The following is a 19,484-nucleotide window of genomic DNA, read 5'->3' on the forward strand; positions in this document are numbered from 1 at the left end:
AGAGCAGGAAGGGGATCACGGTGTCGGCACCCCCGGTCGCCACGAGGCAGCACTCGTCACGGCCACGGTGGAACCGAGGAACCTCGGCTCACGCGGAGGGAGGGACAGCTTCTGGAGGCGCATGCACAGCAACAGGTAGCTACCGGCGATGACGGCCAACACGACCTGGCCCACGACCGTCCCGTAGGGCTCGACCCACGATGGCGCCAGTGCGGCCTGCCCGACAGCCAGGACCAAGAGACCCACTGCGATCTGTTGACTCTGCCGCCGAAGCCCATCGCGCTCCCTCAGCACCCGGCGGCGCGACTCCAGCTCCGCGCGCGTCTGGGACGACAGGGTCGTCAGCACACGACGGAGGCTCCCTCCGCGTTGGCGCGCGTTCAGCGACAGCGCCGCCACCACGAGATCGGCGCCTGCGTCGTCCACCTCTGCCGCGAAGAGGGTGAGGGCCTCGGGCAGAGGCACTCGGACGGTGAGCCGGTTGACCAAGGCGTCGACGGGCACGGCCAGCGCGGGCGGGGCACCGGCGCGCGTCAGCGGGATCGCGGTCTCCAGGGCAGCAGCGGCCGTCGCCGCGTCCCTCAGCGATTCCGTCCAGGTGGCGAGCGCCTCCAGCTTCTCGACGGAGGCTCGCTCGATCGCGCCGCCCTTCGCTACACGGGGCCACAGCCCGAGGACGCCGCCGAGAAGAAGTCCCGCCACGGGCCATCCAGTCACGGCCCACGCGGTCAGCCCGGCTCCCGCCGGCAAGAGCAAGTTCCGGCTCGGGACAGCACGGCCTCGCAGCGGGGGCAGGCCAATGCCTCGGCCACGCGACAACAAGACGAGCCAGACGACGCCCGCGCCAAACAGCGCCACGGCCACCAGGAAGGCGATCATCACGCCCACGTCCCCAGGCCCGCCGATGCCGGCGGCGCCCACCCGGCCTCGATCAGCTCGGCCTCGCACCTGGCTTGGACCAGCTCGTTGCGCGCTGCACTCCGCCCGTCCCACACGAACAGCTCATTCGTCTTGACCCCGTGCTCATCGAGCCCGGCGACCTCTCGCACCGACTCGACCACCCGTCGATTGCCCTGAGCCGCCGACAGGCGGCGCACGAAGACGATCAGGTCCACCGCGCCGGCGAACAGCGCATCAGTGGCAGCCCAGGGCAGCCGCTCCGGTGCCTGCAGTGCGTACGTCTTGACCTTCGCAACCACGTCCGCCGACGAATTGGCGTGGATGGTGGACAGCGATCCGTCGTTGCCCTGGAGCATCGCGTTGAGCATGGTCACGACCTCGTCGCCCAGCACCTCTCCCACGATGACCCTCGAGGGGTTCAGCCGTAGTGAGTCCCTGAGGAGGGACGCCATGGTCACGGCGCCTACGCCCTCCGCGTTGGCGGGTCTTTCCTCCAGGGCCGCGCAATTGGGATGCCGCGTCATGTCCCCGTGCAGACCGAGCTCGAGAGACCGCTCCACGGTGGCCAGCCGTTCGCCCGGCGGAATGCATGAGGCGAGGGCCCGTAGCAGCGTCGTCTTTCCGGCAGACGTCGCGCCGGCGATCATCACGTTCTTGCGTGCTCGCACCGCTGCCGTGAGAAACGCAGCGAGCTCATCGTCGAGGGTCCCGACGCGGACGAGGTCTCCCAGCTCCACCTGGGAGTAGCGGTGCTTGCGAATGGAGACGAGCACGCCGCTCCCGGAGACCGCCTGCACCGCATAGAGGCGCGACCCGTCAGCCAGGCGGAGATTCACTGCGTGGTTGACCGAGTCGAAGGCACGGGCGGACAGCCCGTCGTGGGCAGCGAGCGTCTGAATGGTCTCGACGAGGTCGTCATCGCTGAGGGCCACCGGACCCAGACGAGCCGTGGTGCCGTCGGAGTACTCGACGAACACCCTGTCGTGACCGTTGATGTCGATGTTCTCGACCTCGGGGTCCTCGAGCAGCTGCTGCAGCGAGCCCGCTCCGAAGAGCCTCGCCTCGAGCGCGTCCACGAGGTCCTGTCGGAACTCCCAGGTCAGCTCCTCCTCTCCGTTCTCGGCCAGCCGACTCTCGTGGGCGGAGACCACGGACTGGATGACCTGGCGGGTGTGCTGGACGTCGTCCTCGCCGACCAGCTCGGGGCGGCCGGCCGCGGATCGCCGGGCGAGCGCGTCCCGCCGGCGCTCGCCCACGCTGAACTGGAGTCGTCGGACCAGCACCTGGTCGGGCCCGGCCCCTCTCGGGCCGGTCACGAGACGCCTGCTTGGTCACGGTCGGCGGGCGCTGACGCCTGCAGAGCGGCCCACGCCTGCCCGGCGCTCTTCATCAGTGGGCCGCGGCGCGCCTGGGAGCGGTACAGATCCGCAGCGCCCGCTGCGTCTTCCGCGATCCAGGCAGTGGGGTGCACGACCGGTCCCGACGAGGTGGAGGCCAGGAAGTCATCCAGATCGGCGGCCAGCGAGCGAGCGTGCCGCGGCTGGACCACGAGCAGGGGGACGACGGACGGCGGACCCGAGCGCAGATCAGCGATGACGGGAAGCAGCCGCTGGAGCCGGTCCCTGACCCTCAGGAACGCTTCCATCGTGGGGCGCAGCACGGGGATGACCAGGTCCGCGTCGGCGAGTAGCGGCAGAGCCGGTGAGGCGGATGACGCACGTCCAACGTCCACGACCGTCGGAACAGTCGCGTGGGAAGCCGTCGAGGCGAGACGCTGCCAGTCCACCGAGGCCGCATGCTCGGCAAAGCCGTAGCCCGGCACCACGCGCGCCTGCTCGCCCACCGCATGGGACGCCTGGAGCAGCGTCTCGTCGGGAGTCGTCGTCCTGGCCAGGGCTGCAGCCGTCAGCAGCGTCGGGGTCTCGGGCAGCGGCTGTCGTCCGCGGCGCAGCCTGTAGGCCAGGTCCCCACCGAACGGATCTGCCTCGATGAGGATCGCGCCTGCGACCATGGCGAGACTCAGTCCGGCCGTGGTGCACCCGGGCGAGCCCTTGTCCGAGAACAGAGTGATCATTCGCCGCCACCGCCTCGAGGTGCCTGGAGGATCGTCACCCGGCCGGCCGCGGCGTACGCGGCGAGGGGCGGCGCGTCTACCTCGTCCACGGTCACCGTGAGCGCCACCGTGCCGTCGGGGAGCGTCTCGGTGTCATACACGGTCGCACTCGCTGTCAGCGTGCGGGGCGAGTCGAGGGCCTCGGTCTCAGACCCTTCTCCAGCAGCCGGCGCGACGATGATCTCGATGGGATCACCGGGTTGAAGCTGGGCGGGGACTCGACCCTGGTCCAGCGAGATGGCCACGTTGCGCTCGCCGTCCGCAGGCACGGGGTCAGCAGTCAGGGCACTGCGGCTGAGGACCTGCCCACTCACCAGTCCGTAGATCGGGCGCAGTCCGACGACGTCGCCAGCCTCGGACGTCGGGATGGCATCGTCGAGGCCGGCCACGGCCACGGCAGCGAGGTCACTCATCGCCAGCGCCTGCCCCGCCGGGACGTCCCGGCTGAGCACCAGCACCTCCGAGGTCGTCCCCTTCTGCGCATAGAGCCAGGCGGCGCAGACCATCGACACGAGGACGAGCAGGACTGCAAGGGTCCACTGCCCGAGCCGCCGCGGCGGTCGCCTCGACGACGGGGAATCGGCGCCACGGGGGCTCCGGCCAGGAGTCGACCGCGTGCGTCCCCCTGTCGACGCGGACGGACGAGTCGGCGTAGACGTCATGGCGTCACCACCGTCTGCCGCTGCTCCACCGTCAAGGTCGACGATGGGCCGGGGAGAGCGTCCACCTCGCCCAGATCGCCCGCCACCGTGCTGCACCTGCCTTGGCACGACCACGTGACCGCATATCTCACGCGGGCTTCCACCGACAGCTGATCGCCCGAGGGGTCGAGGAGGTGGTCGACCGTCACTGTGCAGGGGCTCTGTGCATGCTCGCCGAGCGAGTCGTCCCAAGCGCGCCCCGGTCCAGGGCAGGTCAGGCTCTGAGATCCCACCGACCAGAGCACCAGGACGGGTTCGGCGGCGAGCGAGACGGTCGCGCCGGCCGCCGTGACCGAGACAGACAGCGGCCGCCAGGCTTGGTCGTCCACCCAGAGCCACGTGGGGTAGCCGACCAGGGTCGCAGCCGAGCCACCGGGTGCCGTGCGGGCGCCCGGCCGGGGAAAGGCAGCGCGATCCAGCGCCTGCTGGGCCAGGACGGCGGGGTCAACCGCAGGCTCCGCGGAGGCGACGAACCACGTGTTGCCAGGAGTCACGCCGGAGTAGTCGCACGACCAGAGCGATCCCTCAGATGGTGCGTGACCGCCCCACAGGGGGCTCTCCGCAGGTGGTTGAGGATCGAGTTGGTATTGATAACACCACCGCGGTCCACCGCTCCAGACGCCTCCGTAGCCATCCACGCAAGCGACAGCGGTTCCGTCCTCGTCGCGGCAACCGGTCTCGCCCTCGTCACCGATGGGAACCACGGGGTTGGAAGAACCGCCACCCGGGACAGTCTTGATGATGCAGATCCCGCTCGCATCGACCTCGCAGGCGGACGCGCCCGGTCCCATGGCGACGATCCCCGCGACGGCGACTGCCACCAGCAGTCCGGTCGCCATGACACCTCCGGTCACGCGGCGCACGAGGTCTTGTCCTTGAGCTGAATCCTGGCGACCATCCAGTCTCGGCCCCGCGGCCGGTCCATCTCGATGACGATCGGGGTGACCAGGTGGCGCGGCGTAGCGCCCGCGACGACTTCTCCGTCCTGCGTCACGCGCACCCGGGAGTAGTCGTTGCACTGGCGGATCACCACGACTTGGCGCCCGATGCTCGTGGCCCGACGGTCGAGCGCTGTCGGCCCGCGCTCGACTCGAACGCCGCCGTCGTCGTAGGTCTCCGCCAGAGCGCGCGTACGCAGCTGCGCTTGCATGTCGTACTCCGCGAACACCGCGCGGGCACCTGGAGTGTCGACCCCTGCGCGATAGATCCGCGCCGTCTTGTGCGAGTACTCGATCCATCGAGACAGCGCGGCGTCGTAGCGCTGCAGCTGCCCTGGCGAGAACCGAGACCGCCACGCCTCACCGTCGCCCGTCGGCTGGCCGGCAGGTGATGCTTCCTCAGTGGCCGACGTGGACTCGCTGGGGCCCGTCGAAGGCGTTGGCTCAGCCGCTATCGGTTCATCGCCCGAGCAGCCCCCGAGCGCGAGAGCGACACCGATCGAGGCCGCGATCCACCACAGCCGCCCCGCGACTCCCGTCGCGGCTTCCGGCGATGCCATCCCGAGTACGCATCCATCCGACTCTCCCGAAAGTAAAGAGATTCGATCAGTGTGCGCACGGACGGGCTTGACTGTCACGCCCCAATTTCGAGGCTGTGGATATCTGCGCGGCGTCCACACCTGACAGTGGAGGCCACGCGATCTGGCCGAGGATCGGCTGACCTCGGATCATGAGCCCACACCACGAGTCCACTCCAGGACGCCACCACGTTCTTGCCATGAGCACGCTCGTGGCGCTTCTCGCCAGCGACGATCTCCCCCGTCGAGTCCGGCCCAGCCTCGGACTCTGTCGAGCCAGCTTGATCGACCTGCGCAGCCCAGACGCGATCACGGTCATCCCCCTCGATCCGACGCTGCAGGGCCTGACCACGGCCATCGATCAGGTCGCGAGCCACCTCGCTGCCATCACCCGCACCCATCCGCAGGACGCCGGCCGCACCGCCGCAGCCCTCCGGTGGTTGGAGATCGCACGCAGAGCTGCCGCCGAGGAGCGGACCGACCCAACGCCACCGTGACCGGGCAGCGTCGACTTTCGTCGAGCGACAGGAGCCACTTCACGTCGCCTCTGGTGGCATGAACCCCAGACCGACCACCTACGGCGAGCACGCGGAGAACGTCGCCGGCGCTCTGACCCGCCTCATGTCGGGTGCCTCGATCCCGACCGAGGAGTCCGACGTGGATCAGTTGCTGTTCTACCGCGACGTCGTCGCAGACAGCCTGCGCCAGCGACTGCACGACCTGGCACTGCTGCCGGTCGTCGACCGAGCCCAACGCGCCCCAGCAGCCTGGGCGACGAAGCAGGAAGAGCTGTTGCCGACCGCGGTGGCCGCGATCGCCAGCGAGCTGCCCCGGCGGCCACCCCCGGCCGTTCGACCCATGGACCTGTTCGCCCGCCGCAGCGACGACCCGGCCGTCGGCTTGTGGCGCACTGCCGCCGTGGAGTCGATGAGCGCCAGCCACGTGCTCTCCACGTCGTCCGACCGGACATGGCGCCAGCAAGAGTCCGCTCGCTGGCACGTGCTGCGCGATGTGTCGACCACGCTGGAGAGCCTCCTGATCCTGGACGACGCGCTCCGCGAGGTCGGGCTGCGCAACGAGCACGATGCCCCCGTCCCGAGCATGGACGCCACCACACGCCGCGCGGTCCTCAGCCAGACCACGAGACTGGCAGGCTGGTTTGCCCCGAGCGAGCCCACCGACCACGCCGTCGCCGCCCCCGACACCCCGGCGCCGACACGCCACGCCACGCCGGTCCACCTGGTGAAGCGTGCGGCCGACCTTCCTGGCGCACAGCGCGCCCTGGCGTCCTCTCTACGCGCCCGAACAGCCACCAACACCGGATTCGCCGACGAGCCACACATCACCGCGACCTCAGCCAGACACCTGGTGAGCGGGCAGCTGTTCGTCCTCGACCTGGCACGTCGACTGGCTCCCCAGCCCATATCCCCCGGCGGCGCGGTCGACATCATGAACCAGTCGCTCACACAGGTCGACCGACAGATTCAGCGCTTGATCGACCTCGATCCTTCGCGCAGCGAGGCTACAGCCCTCCCCTTTCTCCAGCAGGCCGAGATCGTCACATCACTTCATCGGCTTCTCCGAGACCGACAGCTCCACCCCCTCACCCCCGCCCAGGCCGACGAATGGGGCGAGACAACCCGCGCTGCCACTCACGCGCTCGCCGTGTCCCTGCGGCGCGAGCTGCTCCGCGACGACAGCAACCTGCGCATCGACGACCTCACCGGTTCGGTGGGGCCGACACGGGTGCTGCGACGCTCCGCGCTCGAGTGCGCCGTGACAGCGCTGATTGCGGCGACGCGTGAGCCGGCCTCCGCCGCCACGACGGTGACCATCCAGCGCGCTGTCCTGCGCTGCGCCCTTGACGAGACACCGCCACTGCAGGCCGGTGCCCTCCCCGTCTCGAGCCACCGACACTCCACGCCCTCTCGATGAAAGCGACCACCATGACGTCCGCCGTGCACCTGACCGTCCCGCAGCTGTGTGAGGAACTCGGGATCTCCCGATCCACCTTCTACGACTGGCGAGCAGCACACCGCGCTCCGCGATGCATCAAGCTCCCCAACGGCGCCATCCGCGTGCGCCGCACCGACCTCGACGAATGGTTAGCCCTACAGGAGGACTGACCCATGTCGAAGCCATGAGCATCATGCGCGCCGGCGTCACTGACGATGACCAGAGCCACCAAACTGAACCGACTCGAACGTCCGGCGGCACAGCTGAGGGGTCGAGAAATCTCGCACACAATAGGTCGTCAGCAGTACGGCAACCGGCCAGCACGATCGCAGACGACCATGTCCCATGAAACTTTCAACTCGAAAGCCTCGCCATCCGCCTCATAATTGATAGTGAAGTTGGGGATTCGAGCCCCAGCCTTTCCACTAGGGATGACGATTACCAGCTCTTGAATCTCCGTCTGCGGTACCTGCGACCGACCCAAGGCGCTGACCGCCGCCGAAACTTCGTCGCAATCCCCAGAAACCCGCACGCCGGAAATCGATCTCGAGAACTCCCCGGGAGGCGTCTCAAAACCCACGTACGGCTGACTGAACTCCGGCGGCGAACCCAAGCCGAACGCGATCGGAGCGTAATGACCCCGGTCGCCCTCTTCTGCCAAGCTGACCCGATCTGGCGTCACGGTGCGAATCCACGCCGCCACGCCAGGCGGCGAGCCTTTCGGGAACGCCACTGAATCGAGGGATATTGCGGCAGAACCGCTGGTCGAACACAACAGGAAGGCTCCGAATGTCGCTGTGACATGGGCATACCCTTTGGGGCGATCAACGGAAGCCCCGCCACCCTGCCCATCGACACCGACCGACAGAGGTCCCACCGCATTCGGAGAAGATTTATTCCCCGCAATCGGCGCGTTTAGCTGCGCACAGTTCGCCAGCAGGCCAAGTGCGATCAGGCAGACGAAACTGAGCACCAATACGCTTTTGCGCAGCCCATTCATTCGGGCGCCCGCTCCATCACCTTTGACGCCGATAGAGGGTCGTCACCACCATTGCCACACATCCGCCGGCCCTGCTTTCCGATATTGTAAACCAGCCGCATTCTAAGGGCGTCCACGATCCGCCCACCCCTATCTATTCAGCTGATGCAGTGGGCTGGAACGTAGCACTAAAGCATCAGCATTAAGCCTCGGGCCATCACATCGCAGCTGCGCCGTCAGACTGGACTAGACGGCAATATTTCGCATTGTCACCGCTGCTCCAGTCAGGATAATGAGTGGTATAGGCGAAGGCGTCGGGGCGCGCCCCCGGCGGTTGAACACTGGTCCCAGCAGCGCCCACTGCTCGTCAGTCAGGTCAGTTGAGTACGCCATGGCTCAGACGGTGCCGTCGGGGTTGACTGGCGCAGTCGAAGCTAAATGGGACACACCCAGTGAGACCCCGCCACCTCGGTCAGCTCACTTTCAAGCGCCCGACGCGCTATGCCTCATCCGGAGACGGCGGGCAAGAGCGCATGTGGAGCGCCCCCTGACGGTGGGGCTTCAACGATGGCGCTCGGCCCGCGCGGATACCTCCACAAGGCACTCAACTATCCACAGCCGAGACCGCTGGCGAAGCGCCAGCCGGCCGAGCACGGCACGGTCTGCAGCAAGGAGGCCGAGATGGCAGATGCAGAGACGACATTCGACGTGCGCGTGTGGGGCGTGACCCCCTACCGGGGACGTCGAGGAACCACCTACAGCCTCCGCTGGCGTGCGGGCGGGGAGCGGTTTCACCGCACCTTTGCCAGTCGCAAACTTGCAGATGGCCTTCGCGCGGAACTGCTCGTAGCGGTCCGCCGCGGAGAGCCCTTCTCCATCAGGACGGGGATGCCATCGCCGCCTCAGCCAGATCAGCCTGAGGTCACGTTCCTTGCGTGGTGCCGACAGTACTGCGCCACGAAGTGGCCCGACATTTCCCCCCAACATCGTAAGAGCTTGGCGGAGACGCTGGCGCGCGCGAACGTCACCATGCTGCCCGACCGCCATGACTCGCCGGACCCTGATGCCCTCCGGCGCGGTCTCTACCGAGGGGCATTCGGCAGCCCGACCGACCGCCCAGCACTCGATTCCGAGCCTCTGACGTTGGCTTGGGCAGATCGCCACTCGCCACCCCTCCAGATCCTGAGTGAGATAGGTGTCATCAGGCATGTCGTCAGTGAGCTAGCCACCAACTTGGACGGCAGCAAAGCCGCCTCGACTACGAGTGCCCGTCGCCGAGCCGTACTGCACGGGTGCCTGCAGGCCGCAGTCCACGAGGGACTCCTGCCGGAGAATCCACTCGTCCGAGTCCCCCGAACCCGCAAGACCCGCCATGCTGCTGTCGACCGCAGAGTGGTGATCAACCCTGATCAGGCTCGCGCCATTCTCGACGCTGTTCGACGAGTCTCACCTGAGCTCGAGTCGTACTTCGCCTGCCTCTACTACGCCGGGCTGCGACCCGCGGAGGCGCGGAACCTCCGCCTGGTCAACTGCCACCTCCCGAGCGCGGGCTGGGGCCGCCTGACTCTGACAGGCTCCTACCAGTCCGTGGGAGGTGCCTTCACTGACGGTGGCGTCTCCGGTGAGGAGCGGGAGCTCAAGCATCGCGATCCGGCTGAGAGCAGAGAGGTCCCGGCACACCCCCAGCTCGTCCAGGCCCTACGGCGCCATGTCCAGGAGTTCACGCGTAGCAGCGACGGGCGCTTGTTCGTCAACCGGACTGGGACTTCAGGCGTCCCACTCCCGCCCCCGCACGAGTCCCCCGTGTCGATGAGCACCGTCTACCGCGCCTGGCACCGAGCCCGAGCAGAGGCCCTCGGCACGAGCGACTCCTTCCTCGCGCGCCGCCCCTACGACCTGCGGCACGCCGCTGTGTCGACCTGGCTCAACGCTGGAGTACCCGCAGCCCAAGTCGCCGACTGGGCCGGCCACACGGTCGCCGTTCTCCTGACCGTCTACGCCAAGTGCATCGACGGCGAGCAAGATGCCGCCCTCAAGCGCATCGAGCAGGCCACTGCTCGCTAGTTCTTCGGAGGCATTCATGCCCGGTTGGCGGCGACTGCTTGCCGCGGTCCGTGCGGAATACGTGCAGAAGTTCTGAACTGATCACTCACGCCGAGCACCGTCCGATAGACGAGTCGACGTCGATCGCACTACTGCCGGCGACATCGCTGCAGGTCAGGGCCAGGGTCTACGTAGGTCACCTAGGTGCCCCAGGTAGGAGTCGAACCTACGACCTTTCGCTTAGGAGGCGGCTGCTCTATCCACTGAGCTACTGGGGCGCGGCCCCGCAGGGCCGGACCCATCTTGGCAGGTGGGGAGCCGCTGACCCGAACCGGCTCGGGGCAGCGCGGTCAGGGCGGAAAAGCGGCGCCGCGTCCGGCGGGTCCGTGGCGGACCTGCCGGACGCGGAGCGTTCCGGGCGACACCGTTGGCGCCGGCACGTCGCGGTGCCCACCTCCCGGTCGACCGACGGTTGCTGCGTGAGAACCGGTGGACGGCGTCGGGGCCCTGCGTGAGGGCCCGGTGGCCACGTCTGCGACACCTGTTCGATGCCCCGCATCGGTACTGGTCAATCCCACCCGACCGGGTAGCGGACGCATTCAGTCCGTGATCTGGGGCACAGGCAGGTGCCCACGTGGGAGACCCCCGACCGTCGGTCCTGCCGGAACCCGACGATCGGAGGCGCTGTGGGGGGGTGGGCGGGGTGGACGTCGGGGGCGAAGCGAGTCCACCCCGCCACGGGAGCCGCGCGGCAGTCAGGGGTGGTGAGGGCCGCGCGGCAGCCAGGGGTCAGGCACCGGTGAGGCGCCCTCGGAAGGTGCCGGACGCGGCGACCGGCCCGCCGCCGCGCACCGGACGCTCGAACAGCCCGCGCGACTCCAGCTCGGGGACGAGGCCGTCGAGCACCTCGTCCAGGTAGCGACGCGTGATGATGCCGCCACCACCGTGGAAGAGCAGGAACCCGTCGCCGCCCACCTCCTCCATCGCCGCCTCCATCTGGTCGGCGACGGTGGCGGGGCTGCCGCACAGGTCGAGCGAGGTGGACTCGCCGGAGTTGCCGAGCACCTCGCGCAGCGAGGAGTCCTTGGTGAGCCGCTTGAACGTGTCGAGGATCGACTGCGCACCGTTGGTGGTGGCGTCCTCCGGCACGGGCTCGTCCTCGTCGAACTTCGAGAAGTCGATCTCGGAGATGTTGGAGAGCTGCACGATGCGCCGCAGGTAGTTGTCGGTCGCGTCGGAGTACATGCGGGCCCGCTTGGCCTGCGCCTCCTCGTCGGTCTCGCCCAGGATCGGCGTCACCATGTACAGGACGCGGCAGCGGTCCGGGTCTCCCCCGCTCTCCGCGATGCGCGAGCGGATGCCGTCGCGGTACGCCTTCATCGCCTCGACGCCGACCGGCACCGAGACGATCAGGTCGGCCCACTCCGCGGCGAAGTCCATGCCCGCCTTCGAGCCACCGGCCTGGCACAGCACCGGACGGTCCTGCACCGGCATCGGCGAGCCCGGCGAGACCACCTGGTTGAAGCGTCCGTCGTGGTCGACCGCGCCCTGCCAGGCGGAGGTGACGACGTCGAGGTACTCGTGGGCGCGGGCGTAGCGCTCGTCGTGCTCCCACAGCTTCTCCAGGCCGACGTTCTGCGCGGCGAGGTCCTCGAAGGAGGTGACGATGTTCCAGCCGGCGCGGCCGTTGCTCAGCTCGTCCAGCGAGGCCTGCAGCCGCGCGAGCCGCTCCGGCGGATAGAGGCTGGTCGACATCGTGGTGACGATGCCGAGGCGGTCGGTGGCCTGCGCGATCGCGGCGGCCAGCGGCAGCGGGTCGTGCTTGGGCGACTTCACCGTGGCCATGAACTCGGCGGTCATGTCGCCGCCGTAGTTCTCGGGCACGACCGAGGAGTCCTCGAGCATGATGAAGTCGATGCCGGCGCGGTCCAGCGTGCGGGCCATGTCCACGTAGAACTGGCCGTCCTGCCAGGCGGCGGGCTGGCCGCCGTGGAAGGGACGGTTCCAGCCGGTCGGCATGTAGTTGACGAACCAGCCGAGGGTGAGCGGCTTGCCCATGGTGATGTCTCCTGGAGGTTCTCAGGCGGTGGGGACGGCGGCGGGCGCGCCCGCCCCGGTGAGGCGGTCGCGCAGCAGACCACCGCGGGGCGTCTCGGCCAGGTCGGCCAGCGGACCGTGCAGCCAGGCGGCGGAGTCGCTGCCGTAGGCCACGTCCCGCACGGCGTAGCCGTCGGCGGTGGTCGCCGGCAGACTGGCGTCGGAGGCGCCGCCGACCGCCAGCAGCACCGTCGCGGTGTGCTCGCGGGCGGCGGCCACGTGCGCCTCGTCCGTGACGACGAGGACGTCGACGCCGGCCGGCACGTCCGCCCCGGGGGCGAAGCAGGCCAGGAGGGTCGGGCGGCCCTGCGGCCCGGGCGGCGCGTTCAGCGGGCCGCGGCTGGCGAAGTAGGGGCCCCGGTGGTCGGGCACGTGCACCTTGCCGGCATCCACGTACCGGCCGGTGGCGACGTCGGCGACGATCGCCCCCTCCTCCCACGAGCCCCACAGGGCCTCGGTGGCGGCGAGGTAGTCGGCTCGGGCCGCGACCAGCTCGGCCTCGGCGGCGTCGTAGGGCGTCCAGCGGCCGGAGTCGTCGCCCGAGCGGCCGGTGGGGGCGGTGGTGTCGAGGAACCACCCGGCCCGGCCGCGGCTCAGCGCGTCCAGGGTGTTGAGCGCACGGGCCGCCAGGAACGGCGGCTGCACCCACGGGGAGAGCGAGGCGACGAGCCCGATGCGGGTGGCCGTGCGCGTGGTGAACCCGGCGAGCAGGACCGGGTCCACGGACCCGTCCCCGGGCAGGACGACGGCGTCGACGCCGGCGGCGTCCAGCTCCAGGACGAGGCGGCCCAGGCGGGCCGTGGAGTCGGTGGTGGCGAACCAGACGACGAGCGGCGCGGTGCCGGTCACGACGCCTCCTGGAGGGCGACGACCTGGAGGAAGGTGTGGAAGGGGCGCACGACCTGGTCGGGGTCCTGGTCCAGGACGTACCCGCCGGCCGCGAGCTCGCGGTACTGGATGCCGGGCCGGGCCGAGACGGTGCCGTCGACGTAGGGCGCCAGCACGTCGTGCCGCCCGCACAGGAGCAGGGTGGGCAGCGAGGTCGCGGCCAGCCGCGCGACCAGGTCGGTGCGGAACACGGCCAGGTAGGCCTCGTGCCAGCGGGCGCCGGCCCGCAGCTTGTCGATGACCTCGCGGTGCTGGAGCTCGACGGACGGCGCGCACGTGGTGTCCGGGCCGTCGATCGTGCCCACCTGCTGCCAGGCGTCGACCAGGTGACCGCCACCGGGGCGGACCTCCATCCCCCGCACGGCCTCGTGCCAGGCCAGCCGCTCCTCGGTGCTCATCCCGAGCGCGCCCACCATGGTCAGCGAGCGCACCCGGTCCGGGTGCGCCGCGGCCAGGCAGATGGCCACGGCGCCCCCGGTGTGGTGCCCGAGCACGTCGACCTCGTCGAGGCCGAGCGCGTCGAGCACGGCGATCATGTCGCCCGCCCACACGTCCAGGTCGTAGTCCTCCGGCGGGGTGAAGGACATGCCGAAGCCCGGGGTGTCCGGTGCGAGGAGGGTGAACTCCTCGGCACCCTCCGCCGCCAGGAACCGCTGCGCGAACGCCTCGAACATGACGCCCGAGGCGGCGGTCTGGTGCAGCAGCAGGACGGCCCGGGGGCCCTCCCCCGCGCGGCGCAGGTGGACCTGGCCGCGCGGGGTGTCGACGTAGGAGCGGTGCATCGTCATGGAGTCGTCAACCTTCGGTGTGGGCGGGGAGGGCGGTGCTCAGAAGGAGCGGAGGTTCTCGACGAGCGTGTCGTGGCTGTACTGCGTGCGCAGCAGGCCGCGCTTCTGCAGGACGGGGGCCACGCCGTCGGTCATCTCGGCGACGGACTCACGGCTGATCGGCTGGCCGTAGATGAGGAAGCCGTCGCCGCCGACCTCCTCCATGAACTCCTCCATCTGCGAGGCGATGGCGTCGGGGGTGCCGACCATCTCGGTGGTCTGCACGCGCATGCCGGAGAAGCCCTCGCGGATGGTCTTGCCGTCCAGCTGCTTGCGCCACTCGACCAGCTGGCTCTGGTGACCGTTGGTGGAGATGTCCTCCGGGATCGGCTGGTCCGGGTCGAACTGCGACATGTCGAGCTCCATCGTGGCCGCCATGTGGGTCATCTGGACCTCGAAGTTGTGCTGCTTGCGGGCGTACCACTCCTCGTTCTTCGCCTCGGCCTCGGCCTTGGTGCGGCCGATGATCGGGTAGATGACGGGGAAGACCTTGATGTCGTCGGGGTTGCGGCCGAACGTCGCGGCGCGGGCCCGGATGTCGTCGCGGTACTCCTTGGCCCGCTCGATGCCCGAGGGGATGCAGAGGATGACGTCGGCGTTCGCGGCGGCGAAGTCGCGACCGCGCGGCGAGCCGCCGGCCTGGCAGATCGCGGGGCGGCCGTTCGGGCCGGCCGGCAGGTTCAGCGGGCCACGGGACTTGAAGTACTCGCCCTCGTGGTGGATCGGGTTCACCTGGTTGAAGTCGGCGTAGTAGCCGGACTCGGCGTCGGCCAGGATCGCGTCGTTGGAGAACGAGCCCCACAGCTTCTTGACGACGTCCATGAACTCGGAGGCGATGTCGTAGCGCTTGTCGTGCTCGGGGAGCTTGTCCATGCCGTAGTTCTGCGCGGCGCGGTCCTCGGAGGAGGTGACGACGTTCCAGCCGATGCGACCGCCGGAGAGGTTGTTCAGCGTCGCGAACTGACGGGCCAGCTGGTAGGGGTGGTAGAAGGTCGTCGACGCGGTGGCGATGACGCCCATGTGCTCGGTGACCTCGAGCAGCGCAGCGGCGGCGGCCACCGGGTCCATCTTCGGGGCGTAGCGGGCGTGCTTGAGCTCGATCTCCGCGGTGCCCTGGTAGATGTCGGAGACCATCAGGGAGTCCTCGATCATGAGGAAGTCGAACCCGGCGCGCTCCAGGTTGCGGACCATGTCCTTGTAGAAGCGCAGGTTGAGGTAGTTCTTCGTGGAGTCGTAGCCCGAGTACGGGGTCTTCCACTCCGGAGCGGCGAGGTTGCCGAACCAGCCAAGACGGAACGGGTCGATGGCCATGGTGAGTCCTCTCTTGCCGGCGACGGCGCCGGGTGCGGTGCAGGTGCTGCTGGGGTGCGGGTCAGGGGTGGTGCTGCTGGGTGCTGCTGGGTGCTGCTGGGTTGCTGCGGGGGGGGATCAGGCAGGGGGACGGGCCGGGGAGCCCCGTCAGGCGGCTCCCTCGGTCGCCGACGCGGTGACGGCGGCGTGGTCGAGCTCGCTCGCGGCGAGCAACGACTCCTCGGTGAGGTCGGCGCCGGAGAGCTCCGCGACGATCCGGCCCTCGTGCAGCACGAGGACGCGGTGGCAGATGGCGGCGAGCATCTCGTGCTCGCCGGAGAAGACCAGGACGGCCGAGCCGCTGCTCGCGGCGTCCATGGCGCGGCCCAGGAGGTCCTTCGCGGCGCCCGGGTCGACGCCCTGGGTCGGCTCGTCGAGCAGCAGGACCTGCGGGTCCAGCTGCATCCACTTGCCGAAGACGATCTTCTGCTGGTTGCCGCCGGAGAAGCCGCCGAGGGGGCGCTCGGGGTCGTGCGGGTGCACGCCCACACCGGCCATGAGCTCCTCGGCCTTCGCCCGGATCAGGCTGTTGCTCACGCTGCCGCGCTTGCGCAGCTGCGGGACGACGGGGAGCGTGATGTTCTCCTCGGCCGAGCCGGCGACCCAGATGCCGTCGCGCAGCCGGTTGCCGGGCACCAGGACCATGCCGGCGTCGATGATCCGCGACGGCGTGGCGCCGGTGAGGTCCGCGCCGTCGACGAGCACGGTGCCGGACACGGTCTCGGTGGCGCCGCCGAGCAGGTTGGCCAGCTCCTCCTGGCCCATGCCGGCCAGGCCGGTGAAGCCGACGACCTCGCCGGCGGCCACGTGGAAGGTGGCGTCGCGGACGACGGGGCCGGTGAGGGCGTCCACCGCGACCCGGACCTCGCCCGGGGTGACGTTCGGCGGGTCGGGGTAGAACTCGTCCATCCGACGGCCGAGCATCGCCGCGACGATCTCGGCGCGGTCGGTGTCCTCGATCCGGGTCTCCAGGACGTCGCGGCCGGCGCGCATCACGGTGGCGCGGTCGCAGACCTCCATCACCTCGGCGAGGCGGTGGCTGATGAAGATGACGGCGCTGCCGAGGTCGGCCACGGTGCGCATCAGCGTCAGCAGCCGGTCGGCCTCCGGCTTGGGCAGCGCCGCCGTGGGCTCGTCCAGGATGAACAGCTGGCCGGCCGCGTCGTCGGGCATGAGGCGCATGGCCCGGACGACGGCGACCAGCGCCCGCTCGGACGGGCTGAGCGTCGAGACCTTGGCGTCGAGGTCGAAGTGGAAGCCGACCCGGTCCATCAGCTCGGTGTAGATCCTGCGCTCGCGCCGGGTGTTGACCGGCAGCAGCAGCCTGGTGCCGTAGCGGGCGTTGGCGCCGAGGTTCTCGAGCACCGTCATCTCGTCGACCAGGCCGATGTCCTGGTGGATGACGGCGATGCCGTGCTCGTGGGCGGCCTCGACCGGGAGGTGGACCTGGCGGTCGTAGACCTCGACCGTGCCGGAGTCGGGGCCGATGACCCCGGTCAGGGACTTCACGAGGGTGGACTTGCCGCAGCCGTTCTGGCCGAGCAGGGCGTGGACCTCGCCGACCCGGACGGTCAGGTCGAGGTGCTCGAGGGCGACGGCGCCGCCGTAGGTCTTGCGCAGGGAGCGGACCTTCAGCGCCGGGGCCGGGCCGGCCTGCTCCACGGGGAGGCGGGTCGCGGTGCTCACTTGGCACCACCGGCGCGGCGACGTCCGGCGATCTTCGCGGCGGCGACCGAGAGCATCAGCGCGAGGCCGTAGAAGAGGTTGGTCACCCAGGTCTCGGCGCCGAGGATCTGCAGCGCGGTGATGCCGACGGTGAGCAGGTAGAGGGCAGCGATGGTGCCCCAGGCGTTGAAGCGGCCGACGGTGATGGCGGTGGAGCCGAGGAACGCGGCGGCGAACGGCTGGAGCATGTACTGGCCGCCGGCCGAGGGGTCGACCGCGCCGAAGTAGCCGAAGAAGCAGACGCCGAGGAACGCGGCGAGCAGGCCCGAGACCACGTAGGCGCCGGTGCGGATGCGGTTGACCGGGATGCCGGCGAGGGTGGCGGCGTTGCGGTTGCCACCGATGAAGAGCGAGTACCGGCCCAGCGGGGTGCGCTGGTAGACGTACCAGAGCACGATCACGAGGATCCACGCGTACCAGGTGATCAGGGGGATGCCGGCGATCTGGGAGCGGGAGAAGTTGATGAACCCGTCCGAGGCGCCGGCCACGATGCGGCTGTCGGTGATGAGGTAGCTCAGGCCGGCGAGCGCCGTGTAGGAGCCGAGGGTGGCGACGAAGGAGTCGACGCCGATCCGCACCACCAGCAGGGCGTTGACCAGGCCGACGCAGGCGCCGAGCGCCAGCGCCAGCGGGATGGCCACGGCCGGCGAGGTGCCGTTGGTGGTGAGCTGGCCGATGACGGCGGCCGAGGCGACCATCGTCTGCGAGATCGAGAGGTCGAAGTCGCCCATGCGCAGCACCACGGTGGCGGTGAGGGCGAGGAGGAGCACCAGCGACTGCGCGTTCAGCATGGTGGTGAACAGCGAGGCGGTGCGGAACTGCGGGATCGTGGCCATGCAGACGGCGACGAGGACGACGAGGGCGCCGACGAGCGCCCACTTCTCGAACAGGCCGCTGACGTCGGTCTTGCGACGGGCGGCGCTCTTCTCCGGCGTGCCGGAGCCGGCGGGCGCGGTGGTGGACGTGGCCATGGGTGGCTCTCCTCGGGAGGGGCGGGGCGCTGCTGGGAGGTGGTGCCCGCGACGCGGGAGCGGGACGGACCGCCCGCCCCCGCGTCAGGGAGTGCTGCTGGTGCTTCTGGGGGCTGCTGGTCAGCCGTTCCAGGCCTCGGTGAAGGCGGACTGGAAGTCGACGTACGCGGGCCAGATGTCCTCGGTCGAGCCGTCGCCGACGGTCTCGGAGTCGATGATCCGGGTCGGGATCACGTAGCCGGGGGCGTCCTCACCGGTCATGGCGCGGAGCAGGTCGTCGACCGAGAGCCAGCCGAGCCAGTCGGTCGGCGGGGTGCCGACGGTGACGTCCTGGGTGCCGTCGAGGACCCAGGCGATGTTGGCCTCCAGGCCGTCGCGGGAGATGACCTTGGCGTCCGAGCCGGCGGCCGCGATCACGGGGGTCACGTAGGTGACGGCGGAGTCCCACACCGGGATCACGTAGTTGGTGTCGGGGTTCTTCTGCAGGGAGGACTGCAGCTGGGCGCCGACGTCCGTGGCCGCGTTGGCGAGGTCGATGTCGAGCATGTCGACGTTGCAGTCGGAGCACTCGGCCTTGATCTCGGCCTCGGCGGCGGTGGCCATGAGGTCCCACACCTTGATGGCGGAGGAGTAGATGATCGAGATGGTGGCGTCGCAGCCGGAGTCGGCGAGCGCCCAGTCGGCCATCGTCGCGCCGTCGGCGGAGAAGTCCGAGGTCAGGTTGCCGTAGAGACCCTCGGCGAGCTCGTCGTCGGGGTCGGAGTTCAGCGTGTTCTGCACCGGGATGCCGGCGGCGTCGGCGTCGGCCAGGGCCGAGGAGACCACCGAGGGGTCGATGCCGACGAGGATGATGCCGGCCGCGCCCTGGGCGATGGCCTGCTCGATGCCCTCGTTGTAGCGGTTGGTGGAGCCCTGGCCGTCGTAGGACTTCACGGAGACGCCGGCGGCGTCCGCGGCCTCCTCGACACCGGCCAGCATGTCGGAGCTGAACTGGTTCATGGTGACGGTGATGAACCAGATGGTCTCGCCGGAGACGGCGTCCAGGTCGATCGGGCTGTCCGGGGCGAGCAGGTCCACCTCGGCGGAGGCGGCCTCGACCTTGGGCTGCACAGAGTCGACGCAGGACTGCTGGGCGTCGGTCAGGTCGGCGGTGCTGGCGCTGCTCGAGTCGTCACTGGCTTCGGTGGCGCTCGTGCAGGCGGTCATCGACAGGGCGAGCGCGGTGGCCGCGGCGGCCAGGGCGATCGTGGTGCGACGGGGCTTCATGTGGTCTCCGTGTGGGTCAGGGGTGAGAGCGGGGAGCAGGCCCTCCCGAGCGGTGAGGTGAAGTCCAGTCGGTTGCGGTTTCCCTCCCGTGCCGCCGCCATTCAGCGTTCATTGCGCCCGGTTTCGGGCGGCGTGGTCACGGCGTAATACGC

Annotated in this window: 18 protein-coding genes and 1 tRNA gene; 4 read left to right on the plus strand and 15 right to left on the minus strand. The window is 69.7% G+C overall.

Features of this window, described 5'->3' with window-relative positions; genetic code table 11:
- Positions 1 to 15 precede the first annotated feature (15 nt).
- The 6 genes from M8330_RS16805 to M8330_RS16830 form a co-directional block, all read right to left on the minus strand.
- Positions 16 to 879, minus strand: a complete 864-nt coding sequence (locus M8330_RS16805) for a type II secretion system F family protein (protein WP_250828271.1) — start codon at positions 877 to 879, stop codon at positions 16 to 18.
- Complete coding sequence (locus M8330_RS16810) at positions 879 to 2,216, minus strand: TadA family conjugal transfer-associated ATPase (protein ID WP_250828272.1); 1,338 nt, start codon at positions 2,214 to 2,216, stop codon at positions 879 to 881. The genes M8330_RS16805 and M8330_RS16810 overlap by 1 nt, the downstream gene beginning before the upstream one ends.
- Complete coding sequence (locus M8330_RS16815) at positions 2,213 to 2,974, minus strand: hypothetical protein (protein WP_250828273.1); 762 nt, start codon at positions 2,972 to 2,974, stop codon at positions 2,213 to 2,215. The genes M8330_RS16810 and M8330_RS16815 overlap by 4 nt, the downstream gene beginning before the upstream one ends.
- Complete coding sequence (locus M8330_RS16820; protein WP_250828274.1) at positions 2,971 to 3,525, minus strand: SAF domain-containing protein; 555 nt, start codon at positions 3,523 to 3,525, stop codon at positions 2,971 to 2,973. Before M8330_RS16820 ends, M8330_RS16815 begins: the two co-directional genes overlap by 4 nt.
- A gap of 146 nt (positions 3,526 to 3,671) precedes the next feature.
- A complete protein-coding gene (locus M8330_RS16825) occupies positions 3,672 to 4,577 on the minus strand; it encodes a hypothetical protein (RefSeq protein WP_250828275.1) in 906 nt (301 codons plus the stop codon).
- On the minus strand, positions 4,565 to 5,212 hold the full coding sequence (locus M8330_RS16830) for a hypothetical protein (protein WP_250828276.1): 648 nt from the start codon (positions 5,210 to 5,212) through the stop codon (positions 4,565 to 4,567). Before M8330_RS16830 ends, M8330_RS16825 begins: the two co-directional genes overlap by 13 nt.
- A gap of 218 nt (positions 5,213 to 5,430) precedes the next feature.
- Here M8330_RS16830 and M8330_RS16835 point away from each other — a divergent pair, with 218 nt between their 5' ends.
- Genes M8330_RS16835 through M8330_RS16845 form a run of 3 tightly spaced genes read left to right on the plus strand, consistent with a single transcriptional unit; the run spans position 5,431 to position 7,356 of the window.
- Positions 5,431 to 5,727 (plus strand): hypothetical protein, encoded by a 297-nt coding sequence (locus M8330_RS16835; RefSeq protein ID WP_250828277.1) that lies wholly within the window; start codon positions 5,431 to 5,433, stop codon positions 5,725 to 5,727.
- A 58-nt stretch (positions 5,728 to 5,785) separates the two neighbouring features.
- Entirely contained in the window at positions 5,786 to 7,165 is a 1,380-nt protein-coding gene (locus M8330_RS16840; RefSeq protein ID WP_250828278.1) for a hypothetical protein, read from the plus strand.
- A complete protein-coding gene (locus M8330_RS16845; protein ID WP_250828279.1) occupies positions 7,162 to 7,356 on the plus strand; it encodes a helix-turn-helix transcriptional regulator in 195 nt (64 codons plus the stop codon). The genes M8330_RS16840 and M8330_RS16845 overlap by 4 nt, the downstream gene beginning before the upstream one ends.
- Positions 7,357 to 7,484: 128 nt before the next feature.
- Here the strand turns inward: M8330_RS16845 and M8330_RS16850 are convergent, their stop codons facing one another.
- Positions 7,485 to 8,186: a hypothetical protein gene (locus tag M8330_RS16850; RefSeq protein WP_250828280.1), complete on the minus strand. Its 702-nt coding sequence runs from the start codon at positions 8,184 to 8,186 to the stop codon at positions 7,485 to 7,487.
- 1,008 nt (positions 8,187 to 9,194) lie between these two features.
- Here M8330_RS16850 and M8330_RS16855 point away from each other — a divergent pair.
- Entirely contained in the window at positions 9,195 to 10,229 is a 1,035-nt protein-coding gene (locus M8330_RS16855) for a tyrosine-type recombinase/integrase (protein WP_250828300.1), read from the plus strand.
- A gap of 184 nt (positions 10,230 to 10,413) precedes the next feature.
- Here the strand turns inward: M8330_RS16855 and M8330_RS16860 are convergent.
- From M8330_RS16860 to M8330_RS16895, 8 genes are all read right to left on the minus strand, one after another.
- A tRNA-Arg gene (locus tag M8330_RS16860) sits at positions 10,414 to 10,486 on the minus strand.
- A gap of 511 nt (positions 10,487 to 10,997) precedes the next feature.
- Positions 10,998 to 12,266, minus strand: coding sequence for an LLM class flavin-dependent oxidoreductase (locus M8330_RS16865; protein ID WP_250828281.1), 1,269 nt, complete (start codon positions 12,264 to 12,266; stop codon positions 10,998 to 11,000).
- A gap of 21 nt (positions 12,267 to 12,287) precedes the next feature.
- Positions 12,288 to 13,154, minus strand: a complete 867-nt coding sequence (locus M8330_RS16870) for an LLM class flavin-dependent oxidoreductase (RefSeq protein WP_250828282.1) — start codon at positions 13,152 to 13,154, stop codon at positions 12,288 to 12,290.
- Entirely contained in the window at positions 13,151 to 13,981 is an 831-nt protein-coding gene (locus tag M8330_RS16875) for an alpha/beta fold hydrolase (protein ID WP_250828283.1), read from the minus strand. Before M8330_RS16875 ends, M8330_RS16870 begins: the two co-directional genes overlap by 4 nt.
- A 39-nt stretch (positions 13,982 to 14,020) precedes the next feature.
- Complete coding sequence (locus M8330_RS16880; RefSeq protein WP_250828284.1) at positions 14,021 to 15,331, minus strand: NtaA/DmoA family FMN-dependent monooxygenase; 1,311 nt, start codon at positions 15,329 to 15,331, stop codon at positions 14,021 to 14,023.
- Positions 15,332 to 15,478: 147 nt separating this feature from the next.
- On the minus strand, positions 15,479 to 17,056 hold the full coding sequence (locus M8330_RS16885; protein WP_250828285.1) for a sugar ABC transporter ATP-binding protein: 1,578 nt from the start codon (positions 17,054 to 17,056) through the stop codon (positions 15,479 to 15,481).
- Positions 17,053 to 18,066, minus strand: coding sequence for an ABC transporter permease (locus M8330_RS16890; protein WP_250057719.1), 1,014 nt, complete (start codon positions 18,064 to 18,066; stop codon positions 17,053 to 17,055). The genes M8330_RS16885 and M8330_RS16890 overlap by 4 nt, the downstream gene beginning before the upstream one ends.
- A 120-nt stretch (positions 18,067 to 18,186) precedes the next feature.
- Positions 18,187 to 19,332, minus strand: coding sequence for a sugar ABC transporter substrate-binding protein (locus M8330_RS16895; RefSeq protein WP_250057718.1), 1,146 nt, complete (start codon positions 19,330 to 19,332; stop codon positions 18,187 to 18,189).
- Between the last annotated feature and the right edge of the window lie 152 nt (positions 19,333 to 19,484).

Source organism: Nocardioides bruguierae (genome assembly GCF_023656415.1).
GTDB lineage: Bacteria > Actinomycetota > Actinomycetes > Propionibacteriales > Nocardioidaceae > Nocardioides > Nocardioides bruguierae.

Excerpts from the sequence above, each read along its gene's own strand:
- M8330_RS16805 (WP_250828271.1), bottom strand. The coding sequence starts at position 879 with ATGATCGCCTTCCTGGTGGCCGTGGCGCTGTTTGGCGCGGGCGTCGTC.
- M8330_RS16815 (WP_250828273.1), bottom strand. The coding sequence starts at position 2,974 with ATGATCACTCTGTTCTCGGACAAGGGCTCGCCCGGGTGCACCACGGCC.
- M8330_RS16830 (WP_250828276.1), bottom strand. The coding sequence starts at position 5,212 with ATGGCATCGCCGGAAGCCGCGACGGGAGTCGCGGGGCGGCTGTGGTGG.
- M8330_RS16835 (WP_250828277.1), top strand. The coding sequence starts at position 5,431 with ATGAGCACGCTCGTGGCGCTTCTCGCCAGCGACGATCTCCCCCGTCGA.
- M8330_RS16840 (WP_250828278.1), top strand. The coding sequence starts at position 5,786 with ATGAACCCCAGACCGACCACCTACGGCGAGCACGCGGAGAACGTCGCC.
- M8330_RS16845 (WP_250828279.1), top strand. The coding sequence starts at position 7,162 with ATGAAAGCGACCACCATGACGTCCGCCGTGCACCTGACCGTCCCGCAG.
- M8330_RS16850 (WP_250828280.1), bottom strand. The coding sequence starts at position 8,186 with ATGAATGGGCTGCGCAAAAGCGTATTGGTGCTCAGTTTCGTCTGCCTG.
- M8330_RS16855 (WP_250828300.1), top strand. The coding sequence starts at position 9,195 with ATGCTGCCCGACCGCCATGACTCGCCGGACCCTGATGCCCTCCGGCGC.
- M8330_RS16865 (WP_250828281.1), bottom strand. The coding sequence starts at position 12,266 with ATGGGCAAGCCGCTCACCCTCGGCTGGTTCGTCAACTACATGCCGACC.
- M8330_RS16875 (WP_250828283.1), bottom strand. The coding sequence starts at position 13,981 with ATGACGATGCACCGCTCCTACGTCGACACCCCGCGCGGCCAGGTCCAC.
- M8330_RS16880 (WP_250828284.1), bottom strand. The coding sequence starts at position 15,331 with ATGGCCATCGACCCGTTCCGTCTTGGCTGGTTCGGCAACCTCGCCGCT.
- M8330_RS16890 (WP_250057719.1), bottom strand. The coding sequence starts at position 18,066 with ATGGCCACGTCCACCACCGCGCCCGCCGGCTCCGGCACGCCGGAGAAG.
- M8330_RS16895 (WP_250057718.1), bottom strand. The coding sequence starts at position 19,332 with ATGAAGCCCCGTCGCACCACGATCGCCCTGGCCGCCGCGGCCACCGCG.